General features: G+C 61.5%; 11 protein-coding genes. 2 read left to right on the forward strand and 9 right to left on the reverse strand.

The features are described 5' to 3' along the window. Window positions 1–9 precede the first annotated feature (9 nt). The 8 genes from kynU to J7399_RS01450 form a co-directional block, all read right to left on the reverse strand. On the reverse strand, window positions 10–1,209 hold the full coding sequence (kynU, locus tag J7399_RS01415; protein WP_209083710.1) for a kynureninase: 1,200 nt from the start codon (window positions 1,207–1,209) through the stop codon (window positions 10–12). Further along, on the reverse strand, window positions 1,206–2,045 hold the full coding sequence (gene kynA, locus J7399_RS01420) for a tryptophan 2,3-dioxygenase (protein ID WP_209083712.1): 840 nt from the start codon (window positions 2,043–2,045) through the stop codon (window positions 1,206–1,208). Before kynA ends, kynU begins: the two co-directional genes overlap by 4 nt. Next, entirely contained in the window at window positions 2,042–3,658 is a 1,617-nt protein-coding gene (locus J7399_RS01425; protein WP_209083714.1) for an AMP-binding protein, read from the reverse strand. Before J7399_RS01425 ends, kynA begins: the two co-directional genes overlap by 4 nt. A 2-nt stretch (window positions 3,659–3,660) precedes the next feature. Further along, the gene (locus tag J7399_RS01430; protein WP_209083716.1) at window positions 3,661–4,821 is read right to left on the reverse strand and encodes an acyl-CoA dehydrogenase family protein; all 1,161 of its coding nucleotides are present in this window, start codon (window positions 4,819–4,821) and stop codon (window positions 3,661–3,663) included. 110 nt (window positions 4,822–4,931) lie between these two features. Next, window positions 4,932–5,732: an enoyl-CoA hydratase family protein gene (locus J7399_RS01435; protein WP_209083718.1), complete on the reverse strand. Its 801-nt coding sequence runs from the start codon at window positions 5,730–5,732 to the stop codon at window positions 4,932–4,934. 3 nt (window positions 5,733–5,735) lie between these two features. After that, window positions 5,736–6,185 (reverse strand): MarR family transcriptional regulator, encoded by a 450-nt coding sequence (locus J7399_RS01440; RefSeq protein WP_209083720.1) that lies wholly within the window; start codon window positions 6,183–6,185, stop codon window positions 5,736–5,738. Further along, complete coding sequence (locus J7399_RS01445) at window positions 6,182–6,940, reverse strand: SDR family NAD(P)-dependent oxidoreductase (protein WP_209078054.1); 759 nt, start codon at window positions 6,938–6,940, stop codon at window positions 6,182–6,184. The genes J7399_RS01440 and J7399_RS01445 overlap by 4 nt, the downstream gene beginning before the upstream one ends. Next, window positions 6,937–9,231, reverse strand: coding sequence for a bifunctional salicylyl-CoA 5-hydroxylase/oxidoreductase (locus J7399_RS01450; protein ID WP_209083722.1), 2,295 nt, complete (start codon window positions 9,229–9,231; stop codon window positions 6,937–6,939). The genes J7399_RS01445 and J7399_RS01450 overlap by 4 nt, the downstream gene beginning before the upstream one ends. 205 nt (window positions 9,232–9,436) lie before the next feature. Between J7399_RS01450 and J7399_RS01455 the strand changes: the two genes are divergently transcribed. Together J7399_RS01455 and J7399_RS01460 are read left to right on the forward strand one after the other, a co-directional pair. Beyond that, the gene (locus J7399_RS01455) at window positions 9,437–10,519 is read left to right on the forward strand and encodes an alcohol dehydrogenase family protein (protein ID WP_247742692.1); all 1,083 of its coding nucleotides are present in this window, start codon (window positions 9,437–9,439) and stop codon (window positions 10,517–10,519) included. A 2-nt stretch (window positions 10,520–10,521) separates the two neighbouring features. Beyond that, window positions 10,522–10,905 carry a DUF1801 domain-containing protein gene (locus J7399_RS01460; RefSeq protein ID WP_209083724.1) on the forward strand — a complete coding sequence of 128 codons (384 nt, stop codon included), beginning with the start codon at window positions 10,522–10,524 and terminating at the stop codon, window positions 10,903–10,905. Here J7399_RS01460 and guaD read toward each other — a convergent pair. Beyond that, window positions 10,887–12,194, reverse strand: coding sequence for a guanine deaminase (guaD, locus tag J7399_RS01465; RefSeq protein WP_209083726.1), 1,308 nt, complete (start codon window positions 12,192–12,194; stop codon window positions 10,887–10,889). The two genes, J7399_RS01460 and guaD, sit on opposite strands and share 19 nt — an antisense overlap. Window positions 12,195–12,206: the final 12 nt, after the last annotated feature.

Raw genomic sequence — 12,206 nt, forward strand, 5'->3', positions numbered from 1 at the left:
CCTTCCCCCTCAGGTCACACGCGACCGCGTTTGATATTTTTCACTTTTCCACAGTTGGTTAGACATCACATCTTCAAGCACTTCAGCTGCGGCGATGATGTCTGCCTCATCCAGATAAAGCGGCGTGAAGCCAAACCGCATAATGTTGGGCGCGCGAAAGTCCCCGATCACCCCACGATCAATCAACGCCTGCATCGCCGGATAGCCGTGCTCAAAGGCAAAAGACACCTGCGAGCCGCGCAGCGTCGCCTCCCGCGGGCTGGCCAATGTCAGCTCCGGACAGCGCGCTTCCACCTCAGAGATGAACAGCTCAGACAGACGCACAGACGCCGCGCGCAAATCCGCCATATCCACGCCTTCCCAGGCCTTTAACGCTTCCTGCAGCACGGCTAGCTGCAAAATCGGCGGTGTGCCCACCCGCATCCGCTCTGTCGCGCTAGCGGGGCGGTAGTTCAGCTCCATGGCAAAGGGCGCATCATGACCCAGCCAGCCGGACAGCGCGGGCGCAATGCTGTCGACAATATCAGGGCGCACATAGATAAACGCAGGCGCGCCCGGCCCGCCATTCAGGTATTTATAGCTGCAGCCCACGGCGAACTCTGCACCGGATGCCGCAATGTCCACCGGCACGGCTCCGGCGGAATGCGCCAGATCCCAGATCATCACCGCGCCAACCTCATGCGCGCGCTTGGTGATCGCCGCCATGTCATGCATCCGGCCAGAGCGGTAATCCACCTGCGTCAGCATGACCACGGCCACCTCCTCGGTGATCGCGTCCATAACCTCGTCCGGCGCAGGCGTGCGCAGCGTGTAGCCCTGATCCAGCGTCTTGATCAGCCCTTCAGCCATATAAAGGTCTGAGGGGAAGTTGCCGATGTCGCTCAAAATGACCTTGCGCTCAGGCCGCATCTTCAGCGCCGCCGCCAGCGCCTGATAGACTTTGATCGACAGGGTGTCACCGGTGGCAACAGAGCCTTCCGGCGCACCGATCAGCCCGGCGATCTGATCCCCGACCACTTGCGGCAAGGCCATCCAGCCCGCCGAATTCCATGCCCGAATGAGCTGTGCGCCCCACTCCTCGGTGATGGTCTTCTGCGCCCGTTCGGCGGCCCCCTTTGGCAAAACGCCGAGCGAGTTGCCATCCAAATAGATCACGCCCTCAGGCACATCAAAAAGCTCTTTTCGGGGAAGCGAAACGCCCATCGTCATAAGTCTCCGCGCAGATGCCAAAGTTCCGGGAACAGCTCCACATCCAGCATCCTGCGCAGATACTGCACGCCCGAGGTGCCACCCGTGCCGCGTTTGAACCCAATCACACGCTCAACGGTCGTAACATGATTGAATCTCCATCGGCGAAAATAGTCTTCCAGATCAACCAGTTTCTCACCCAGCTCATAAAGCCGCCAGTGGGTGTCCACATCCTCATAAACGATCTTCCAGCGCGCCTGCACCTCTGCCTCGGCCTGATGCGGCTGGGTCAGTTGCGGCGCAGGCATCTTGGCGGCATCGCCATCCAGTTCCTCAAACAGAAAGCGGATCACCTCGTCATAAAAACTCGGCTGCGCCAGCTCGGCCTCCAGCACAGCTTTGGCCTCCGGCACATGCGCATGGGGTTTCACCATATTCGGATTGCGGTTGCCCAGCACATATTCGATCAGCCGGTATTGATGGCTCTGAAACCCGGAGGACGGCCCCAGCGCCTCGCGAAACGTGGTGTAATCCGCCGGTGTCATGGTGCGCAGCACATCCCAGGCCGAATTGAGCTGTTCAAAAATCCGGCTGACCCGCGCTAGCATCTTGAACATCGGCGCGAGATCGCGTGCCCGCAGCGCCTCCCGCGCGGCACTAAGCTCATGCAAGGCAAGCTTCATCCACAGCTCGCTGGTCTGATGCTGAATGATAAACAGCATCTCGTCATGCGCGTCGCTTTGGGGATGCTGCTGGCTCAGAATGCCATCCAGATGCAGATAGTCCCCATAGGACATCGCATCCGCAAATCCCATTTTCGCCCCATCCGTTGCCGGATCGTAAGCCTTTGGTGTCATGTGTTTTCTTTCAGTCTGAACCGTTGAATTTTTCCGGTTTCTGTCTTGGGCAGCGCCTTGGTGAACACCACAGAGCGCGGATATTTGTAAGGCGCAATTGCCGCCTTCACATGGGTCTGCAGCGCCTCGGCCAAAGCCGCATCCCCGGCAAAACCTTCCGCCAGCACAACATGCGCCTGCACGATCTCGCCGCGCGCCTCATCGGCCACGCCAATCACCGCACATTCCGCCACGGCCTCATGGCCAAGCAAAGCGGCCTCCACCTCCGGCCCGGCGATATTGTAGCCCGAGGAGATGATCATATCGTCATTGCGCGCGGCAAAATGGAAATAGCCATCCTCATCCTGCCAAAACGCATCGCCGGTGATGTTCCAACCATCCCGCACATAGTCCGCCTGCCGGTCCCCGCGCAGATAGCGGCAGCCGGTTGGCCCGCGCACCGCCAGCCGACCAACCTCGCCACGTGGCAGCGTCGCGCCATCAGGCCCAATCACCTTCGCCTCATAGCCGGTCACAGGCTTGCCGGTGCAGGCCGGGCGATGATCGTCAAAGCGGTTGGAGAGGAAGATATGCAGCAATTCCGTCGCCCCGATGCCATCCAGCATCGGCTTGCCGGTCTTCTCCATCCAGGCGTCATAGACCGGCGCAGGCAAGGTCTCCCCCGCACTCACCGCGGCGCGCAGGCTAGAGAGATCCGCGCCTTCCTCCATGGCCGCAAGCATCGCGCGATAGGCCGTCGGCGCGGTGAAACACACCGTCGCCTTATAGGTCTCGATGATCTCGATCATATTGGGCGGCGTCGCCTGCTCCAGAAGCGTTGCCGCCGCCCCAAAACGCAGTGGGAAAATCGCCAACCCGCCCAGCCCAAAGGTAAAGGCCAGCGGTGGCGAGCCAACAAACACGTCGCTTGGCTGCACATCCAACACCTCACGGGCATAGCCATCCGCAATGATCATCAGATCGCGGTGAAAATGCATCGTGCCTTTGGGCTGCCCCGTGCTGCCGGAGGTAAACCCGATCAGCGCCACATCATCCGCGCTGGTGGCAACCGTTTCAAACATCACAGGTTTTTCCAGCGCCAGCCGGTCCAGCTCCGCATCATGATTGGCGGTGCCGTCAAAGCCGATCACCTGCAGCCCGTCACACTCAGCGGCACAGGCCTCCATCTCTTCCAACAGGCGCGTGTCGCAAATCGCGTGGCTGATCTCTGCGGTCTGCACATATTTGGTCAGCTCCACCGCGCGCAGCATCGGCATGGTGTTCACCACCACCGCCCCCGCTTTGGTCGCCGCCAGCCAGCAGGCCACCATGGCCGGATTGTTGGCAGAGCGGATCAGCACCCGATTGCCGGGTTTCACTCCCAGATCTTCGACCAGCACATGCGCCAGCCGGTTGGTCCAGTCGGTCAGCTCCTTATAGGTCCGCCGGCGTCCGTTCCCGATCAGCGCGGTGTGATCACCAAACCCTTTGGCCACCATCCCATCGGTCAGCTCCCAGCCCGCATTGAGCTGTTCCGGATAGTCAAATCCCGCCAGTAGAAGTTCGGGCCAGAGCGCTTCATCCGGCAGGTTGTCCCGCGTGAATGTGTCCTGATGTGCCGATGGTCCCAACATGTTCAAACACCTCCTGCCGCATGCGCCGCCAATGTCTGACGCGCGATCACCACACGCTGCACATCGCTGGCCCCTTCATAAATCCGTAGCGCGCGGATCTCGCGATAAAGCCGCTCGACCACCTCGCCGGATTTCACACCATCCCCGCCAAACAGCTGCACCGCCTTGTCGATCACCTGCTGCGCGTGATCGGTGGCAAAGAGCTTGGCCATGGCGGCCTCTCGTGTCACCCGCGGGGCGCCGCTGTCTTTGGTCCAGGCCGCGCGGTAAATCAGCAAGGCAGCGGCATCCACGTCCAACGCCATATCCGCAATATGGCCCTGCACCATCTGCAATTCACTCAGCGGCGCGCCCTGCACCTTGCGCACCTGCACCCGCGCCAAAGCCTCATCCAGCGCCCGCCGCGCAAAGCCCAGCGCAGCCGCGGCAACGGTGGAGCGGAACACATCCAGCACCGACATCGCGATGCGAAATCCCTGCCCCGGCACGCCAATCAAGGCCTCTGCCGGAACGCGGCAATTGTCAAAACGCAGGGTCGCAAGCGGATGCGGTGCAATGGTTTCAAGCCGCGCCACCACCGACAGCCCCGGCGTGTCCGCTGGCACCACAAAGGCGCTCAGCCCCTTGGCGCCCGCGCCTTCTCCGGTGCGGGCAAACACGGTGTAGACATCGGCAATCCCGCCATTGGAGATCCAGGTCTTCTCGCCATTGAGAACAAACCATTCCCCCTCACGCGTTGCCGTCATCGTGCTGTTGGCCACATCCGACCCCGACTGCGGCTCCGTCAGCGCAAAGGCCGCAATCGCCGCCCCCGCGCGTGTTTTCGGCAGCCACGCCGCTTTCTGCGCCTCCGTGCCAAACAGCGAAATCGCGCCGGTCCCCAGCCCCTGCATGGCAAAGGCGAAATCCGCCAGACCGTCATGCCGCGCCAGAATTTCCCGGCTCAGGCAGAGGCTGCGCACATCGAGCACGCCATCCATGGACGCCGTGGCGTTCAGCAAACCCGCCTGCCCCATCCGCGCCACCAGATCACGACAGCTCTTATCCACATCGCCATGATCCACAGCCCCAAGCGCCTCAGCCGCCCAGGCCTCCACCTCATGCGCCCGCGCGCGATGGGCCTCCTCAAAGAAAGGCCAGCCCAAAAACGTCTGATCCGCCAAGTCAAAGCCTCCTTTGCTTCCTCTTGCCCCAAGTATCCCGGGGGTATGGGGGCTGGCCCCCATTTAAACTTGTCTGTGAGCGCCAGCCCCCAATTAAGCCTGCGCGCAGCTCAATCCCCCACAAACACCGGCCGTTCCTTGGCTACAAAAGCCTCATACGCCCGCCGAAAGTCCTGCCCCTGCATGCAAATCGCTTGCGCCTGCGCCTCCGCCTCGATCGCCTGCTCAATCGACATGACCCATTCCTGCGCCAGCATCGTCTTGGTCATCATATTGGCAAAACCCGGCCCCGCTGCGATCCGCTGCGCCATGGTCTGTGCTGTGGCGTAGAGCTCTTCTGCGGCCACCAGCCGATTAAAAAAGCCCCAGCGCTCGCCTTCCTCAGCCGTCATGGCACGGCCCATATACAGCAGCTCTGCCGCGCGGCCCTGCCCGATGATCCGCGGCAGGATCGCACAGGCGCCCATGTCACAGCCCGCAAGCCCGACACGGTTGAACAGAAACGCGGTCTTGGCCTCCGGTGTGCCGATGCGCAGATCGCTCGCCATGGCAATGATCGCCCCGGCCCCGGCGCACACGCCATCCACCGCCGCAATGATCGGCTTGCCGCAGTTCACCATCGCCTTGACCAGATCACCGGTCATGCGGGTGAAGGCCAGCAGCTCTTTCATGTTCATCTCTGTGAGCGGCCCGATGATCTCATGCACATCGCCGCCAGAGCTGAAATTGCCGCCATTGGGGGCAAAGACCACCGCCTTCACCTCATCATCATAGGCCAGATCGCGAAACCAGTCGCGCAGCTCGGCATAGCTGTCAAAGGTCAGCGGGTTTTTCCGCTCCGGCCGGTTCAGCTGCACCGTCGAAATGCCATCCACAACCGTGCAAAGAAAATGCTCCACATCTGTGCGCATCGCTCAGATCTCCCTGTCTTCCAAAGTCTCAATCAGTCGCTCAAGCCGCGTGGCCATGCCGTCCACATCCTCCGCGTTAAGCCCGCCCAACATCTCGTCAATCCAGCCTTCATGGGTGTCCGCATGCTCGGCAAAGGCCGCGATGCCTTTCTCGGTCAGCTTCACTTTGGAGGCACGGCGATCCCCCGGCACCGCCACCCGCTGCGCCAGACCTTCCTCAGAAAGCTTGTCGACAATGCCCGTGACATTGCCATTAGAAACGCGCAGCAAATCGCTGATCTCGCTCATCTTTTTCCCTTCAGAAAAACGCGCGAGAACGCTCATCACATCAAAGCGCGGCAGGGTGCTGTCAAACTCCCGGCGCAGACGGCGGCGCACCTCATCCTCAATCATGCCCGAGGCCTTCAGCAGCTTCAGCCACAACCGCAGACGCGCTTTGCTCAGCTCACTCATATCTCGCCTCCCGACAGGCTCATCGCCGTCCCATTGACCGAACGCGCGGCCTCACTGCAGAGCCACAGCGCCGCACCCGCCACCTCATCTACCTCAATAAACCGCTTCTGCGGATTGCCCCGCATAAGGCTCGCGCGCGCTTTGTCCACGTCCATCCCGGTCTTCTCCATGATTTTGGCAACAGAGCGGTCCAGCATCGGTGTGTCCACAAACCCGGGGCAGATCGCATTCACGGTGATCCCGCTCTCCGCCATCTCCAGCGCCGCAGCGCGGGTCAGCCCCACAACCCCGTGTTTCGCCGCGCAATAGCCACTCACATAGGGGTAGCCTTTCAGCCCCGCGGTGGAGGCCACCGCAATCAGCCGCCCCCAGCCCGCGCTCTGCATATCGCCCAGCGCCGCCTGCCAGCTGTTCATCACACCCAGCAGGTTCACCTCCAACATGCCCCGCATCTGATCGGGCTGCATCTTGGCAAAAGGCACGCTGTCTGCCGCTCCCGCATTGGCCACGGCTACCGCGACGGGTCCGGACAACGCACGCGCCTCAGACATTGCTGTGCCCAACGCGGCGGCGTCGGTCACATCCGCCACTTTCCAGCCAATGAACCGGTGTCTGCCGGCCACCTCGCGCAGTGGCCCTTCGCGTCTGCCCACAACGGTGACCCTTGCACCGGCGTGCGCCATCGCTTCGGCAATCGCCGCGCCGACGCCGGTGCCACCGCCCGTGACCACCACATGTTTGCCCTCAACACTCATACCCGGATCATCTCCGCTTCGCGGTCGGCCAGCCGCCAGGCCTGATCGCGCCCTGCCTCATAGGGCAGCGGCCAGTTTGCCTGCCGATCCCCGATCCGCGCGGCCTCATGCAGCGTCCAGTAAGGATCGGCCAGATGCGGGCGTCCAACCGCCACCAGATCAGCGCGCCCAGCCATCAGAATGGAGTTCGCGTGATCGGCCTCATAGATATTGCCCACCGCCATGGTCGCGATCGCTGCCTCATTGCGGATGCGATCCGAGAACGGCGTCTGGAACATGCGCCCATAGACGGGTTTGGCCTCGGTGCTGGTCTGCCCCGCACTCACATCAATGATGTCGGCCCCCGCCGCTTTGAACGCCTTGGCAATCTCCACCGCCTCCTGCGGTGTCACCCCATCCTCACCAAGCCAGTCATTGGCCGAAATCCGCACTGACATCGGCTTTTCCGCAGGCCAGACCGCCCGCATCGCCGTGAACACCTCCAGAGGATAGCGCAGCCGGTTCTCAAAACTGCCGCCATAATCGTCTTTGCGCTGATTGCTCACCGGAGAGATGAAGCTCGACAGAAGATAGCCATGGGCCGCATGCAGCTCGATCATGTCAAAGCCCGCGCGCTCCGCCATCTGCGCCGCAGCCACAAACTGATCGCGGATCATGTCCATATCTGCCCGCGTCGCTTCGCGTGGCACCGCATTCTGCCCGCTCCACGGGATCGCTGAGGCAGAGATCAGCTCCCAATTGCCGCTTCCCAAAGGCGCATCCATCTCTTCCCAGCCCACTTGGGTGGAGCCTTTGCGCCCCGAATGGCCAATCTGGCAACAGATCTTCGCCCTCGTCTCCTGATGCACAAAATCCGTCAGCCGCGCCCAGGCGGCCTCATGCTCCGGTGCGTAAAGCCCCGGACAGCCCGGCGTGATCCGCCCCTCTGCACTCACGCAGGTCATCTCGGTAAAGACCAGCCCCGCCCCGCCTTTGGCGCGTTCGCTATAGTGGATCAGATGCCAATCCGTCGGGCAGCCCTCAACCGCTTTATATTGCGCCATCGGCGACACCACGATGCGGTTTTGCAGGTCCATCTCGCGCAATTTATAAGGCGCAAACATCGGTGCCCGCACAGGGGCATCTTTTGAAACGCCCGCCTGCGCCTGAAACCAAGCCTCCGCACTTTCAAGCCAATCTGCATCGCGCAGACGCAGGTTTTCATGGCTGATCCGCTGACTGCGCGTCAGCAGCGCATAGTTGAACTGCACCGGATCGAGATCCAGATAGCGCTCAACCTCCTCAAACCATTCCAGCGAATTGCGCGCCGCCGATTGCAGCCGCAACACATCCAGCCGCCGCTCATCTTGGTAGCGCTCAAACGCCGCTGCCATGGTCGGCTCGCTGTGCAAAAACTCCGCCAGCGCAATCGCACTGTCAAAGGCCAGCCTTGTGCCGGACCCAATAGAGAAATGCGCCGTGGCTGAGGCATCGCCCAACAGAACCACATTCTCATGATGCCAGGTCTCACAGAGCACACGCGGGAAGTTCATGAACACCGCCGAGCCCCGCAAATGCGCGGCATTGCTCATCAGATCATGTCCACCGAGGTGATCGGCAAAGACCACACGGCAGGTCTCCACAATCTCTTCTTTGGACATGCCTTCAAACCCGAAGCTGTCCCAGGTCTCCTGCCCGCACTCCACGATGAAGGTCGCTGTGTCATCATCAAACTGATAGACATGCGCCCAGATCCAGCCATGCGCGGTTTTCTCAAAGATGAAGGTGAAGGCGTCGTCAAATTTCTGATGCGTGCCGAGCCAGACAAACCTGCAGGCCCGCACGTCGATCTCCGGCTTGAAGTGTTCGGCATAGGCCTCCCGCACCCGGCTGTTCAGCCCATCACAGCCCACCACCAGATCATACTCTGCGCGGATCGCCTCGACATCGTCAAACTCCGCCTCAAAGCGCAGCTCAACCCCAAGCTCCCTTGCACGATCCTGCAGCAGGATCAGCATCTGCCGCCGGCCAATCCCGGCAAACCCATGCCCGCCAGAGACCGTCCGCACCCCGTCATGCACCACCGCTATGTCGTCCCAATAGGCAAAGTGATCGCGGATCATCTGCGCGCTTTTGGGATCATTTTGGGAGAGGTTCTCCAGCGCGTCATCTGACAGCACCACGCCCCAGCCAAAGGTGTCATTGGCGCGATTGCGCTCAAACACCGTGATCTCATGCGACGGGTCGCGCAGCTTCATGGAAATGGCAAAGTACAGCCCGGCGGGACCGCCGCCCAAACACGCAATACGCATACACCCCTCCTGATGCGTCTTTCGCGAGGCCCAAACGCCCCGTCACACACTCAGGCTAGGGTGAATCGAAATTTACTTCAAGCTTGAAATTTCAAACTTAAAGATTTCTCCTGCGTGGGGTTTCCAAGCCCCCGCTGCCGAAAATCCATTGCACGGCGCGCAGGCCCATGGTTCGATCAAAGTCCCAAAACGCAAAGGACACGCCATGACCCTGCCCGCAACAATGTCCGCCATGATCCTCACCGGCCACGGAGATATGGACAAATATGAATGGCGCACCAACTGGCCCGTACCACAGCCGGGCGCTGGCGAAGTGCTTGTGCGCGTGCGGGCCTGCGGCATGAACAACACCGATGTGAACACCCGCGCGGGCTGGTACTCAAAGGCGGTCACCGGCGCGACGTCAGGTGCCACCGAGGAAACACCTGACGGCGAAGACCCCAGCTGGGGTGGCAAACCGCTCGCCTTCCCCCGCATCCAAGGCGCAGACATCTGCGGCGAAGTGGTGGCTGTGGGCGATGGTGTCGCCGCTTCGCGCATTGGCGAGCGCATCATCACCGATTGCTGGGTGCGCGACCCGGAGGATCTCACCGACAAAACCAAAACCGGCTATGTAGGTTCCGAGATTGATGGCGGCTTTGCAGAATATTGCGTCCTGCCCGCGCGCAATGCGCTCAAAGTGGTTTCGGACCTCTCAGATGCCGAGCTTGCTACCTTCTCCTGCTCCTACTCCACCGCCGAAGGCATGTTGACCCGCGCGCAGGTCACGGCCGCTGACACGGTGCTTGTGCCCGGCGCATCCGGTGGCGTTGGCGGCGCGCTCATCCAATTGGCCAAACGGCGCGGCGCGCGGGTGATCGCCATGGCCAGCGAAGCCAAACACGCCGCTGTTGCCGAACTTGGCCCCGACCGCATCCTGCACCGCGCGCCAGACAACCTGCGCGCCGCTTTGGGCGCTGAGAAAATCACCGTGGTCGCGGATGTTGTGGGCGGCCCCTACTGGCCCAAGCTTATCGACATTCTGGATCGCGGCGGGCGCTACACCTGCTCTGGCGCCATTGCCGGGCCGATGGTGGATCTGGACCTGCGCACTATGTATTTGCGCGACCTCACGTTCACCGGCTCCACCGTGATCGATCTGGAGGTCATGCCCAACCTGATCCGCTACATTGAGGCCGGCGAAATCAAGCCCGCGCTTGCCGCCACCTACCCGCTCTCAGAGCTCAAAGCGGCGCAATCTGCCTTCATCGCGAAAGAGCACACCGGCAATATCGTGGTCACGCCCTGAGCATGTCTGTTGACGCCTATTTCGCCGCGCTCCCCGAAGCCCCAAGCGCCCAGCTCTCAACGGTGCGCGCGGTGCTGCATGGCGCGGCAAAGGCGAAAAACATCACGCTCAGCGAAAGCCTGAAATGGGGGCAGCCCAGCTTTGCGCCGCCCCGTAAGCTGGGCACCCCCGTGCGCTTGTCCTGGTCCGAGAAATCCCCGGACCATTGCGCTTTTCTTGTGCATTGTCAGACCACTCTGGTGGAAAGCTGGCGTCATATGTATGCCGCGCGCTTCACCTATGACGGCACCCGCGCCGTGCATCTCCCGCTTGCGTCAAGCTTGCCTGAAGATGCCCTGCACCAGATGGCCGTCATGGCCTTCACCTATCACGCAGCCAAACCTTGAGCCTTCTGCGCCGCACCGGCCACATAGGTCTGTGCCACCGCGCGGTCATCGCCCATCATCATCAGAACAAACAGCTCCTCAGCGAGCGTTTCGGCAGCCTCCATCCGCAGCGCCATGGCAGAGGTCGCACGCGCATCGAGCACCACAACATCCGCCGCACTGCCCACCTCAAGCGTGCCAATCTCATCCGCCATGCCAAGCGTCTGCGCATTGCCGCGCGTGATCCAGTGAAACGCCTGATAAGGATGCAGCGCCTGCCCCTGAAGTTGCAGCACCTTGTAGCCCTCATTCAACGTCTGCAGCATCGAGTAGCTTGTGCCCGCGCCAATATCAGTGGCGATCCCGCTCTGAATGCCCCGCGCCTTCAGCCCTGCCTGATCAAACAGGCCGGAGCCGAGAAACAGGTTGGAGGTTGGGCAAAACACCGGATGCGCCCCGGTCTCTGCCAGCGCATCGATCTCGCGCGGCTCCAGATGGATCGCATGGCCCAGAAACAGCTTATCGGTCACCAAACCGGCCCGCTGATAGACATCCAGATAGTCCCGCGCCTCCGGATAGAGCTCCTTTGTGAAGGCGATCTCAGCTTTGTTTTCGCTCAGATGCGTCTGCACAAAACAGTCCGGATGCTCCGCCACCAGCGCGCCAGACATTTCCAGCTGTTCAGGGGTCGAGGTGATCGCAAACCGTGGCGTGATGGCATAGCGCGCGCGGCCCCGACCATGCCATTTGGCAATCAGCCGCTTGGTCGCGTCATAGCCCTCCTGCGCGCTGTCCATCAGGCCCTCTGGCGCATTGCGGTCCATCATGGTTTTGCCGCCGATCATGCACATGTCGCGCCGTGCGGCCTCGGCAAAGAAAGCCTCAGCAGAGGTTTCATGCACGGAACAAAACGCCATCGCGGTTGTGGTGCCATGACCGGTCAGCTGATCACAAAACGCCGCCGCCATCCGCGCAGCATGGTTGGCATCCGCAAAGCCCAACTCGGCGGGGAATGTGTAGTTGTTCAGCCAATCCAGCAGCTGTGAGCCCCAGCTGGCAATTACCTGCACCTGCGGGAAATGCAGATGCATATCAATGAACCCCGGCATCAGCAGATGCGGACGGTGATCCACCACCTCCGCACCCTGCGCCTTGGCCACCACATCGACGTGCGCGCCCATGGCGATGATCCGGCCATCCGAAATCAGGATCGCGCCATCCTCAAGATATTGAAAGCTCGCCACATCTTCGGGCCACTGCGGCTCTGCCACAAAGTTCAACACGCGTCCGCGCAACAGTTTTTGCACCATTCTTTGACCTCT

It is taken from the genome of Shimia sp. R9_1, assembly GCF_017743775.1.
Taxonomy (GTDB): Bacteria; Pseudomonadota; Alphaproteobacteria; order Rhodobacterales; family Rhodobacteraceae; genus Shimia.

Coding starts and splice junctions, on each gene's coding strand:
- J7399_RS01435 (WP_209083718.1), bottom strand. CDS start 5,732: ATGCGCACAGATGTGGAGCATTTTCTTTGCACGGTTGTGGATGGCATT.
- J7399_RS01425 (WP_209083714.1), bottom strand. CDS start 3,658: ATGTTGGGACCATCGGCACATCAGGACACATTCACGCGGGACAACCTG.
- J7399_RS01445 (WP_209078054.1), bottom strand. CDS start 6,940: ATGAGTGTTGAGGGCAAACATGTGGTGGTCACGGGCGGTGGCACCGGC.
- J7399_RS01450 (WP_209083722.1), bottom strand. CDS start 9,231: ATGCGTATTGCGTGTTTGGGCGGCGGTCCCGCCGGGCTGTACTTTGCC.
- J7399_RS01460 (WP_209083724.1), top strand. CDS start 10,522: ATGTCTGTTGACGCCTATTTCGCCGCGCTCCCCGAAGCCCCAAGCGCC.
- guaD (WP_209083726.1), bottom strand. CDS start 12,194: ATGGTGCAAAAACTGTTGCGCGGACGCGTGTTGAACTTTGTGGCAGAG.
- J7399_RS01455 (WP_247742692.1), top strand. CDS start 9,437: ATGACCCTGCCCGCAACAATGTCCGCCATGATCCTCACCGGCCACGGA.
- kynA (WP_209083712.1), bottom strand. CDS start 2,045: ATGACACCAAAGGCTTACGATCCGGCAACGGATGGGGCGAAAATGGGA.
- kynU (WP_209083710.1), bottom strand. CDS start 1,209: ATGACGATGGGCGTTTCGCTTCCCCGAAAAGAGCTTTTTGATGTGCCT.
- J7399_RS01440 (WP_209083720.1), bottom strand. CDS start 6,185: ATGAGTGAGCTGAGCAAAGCGCGTCTGCGGTTGTGGCTGAAGCTGCTG.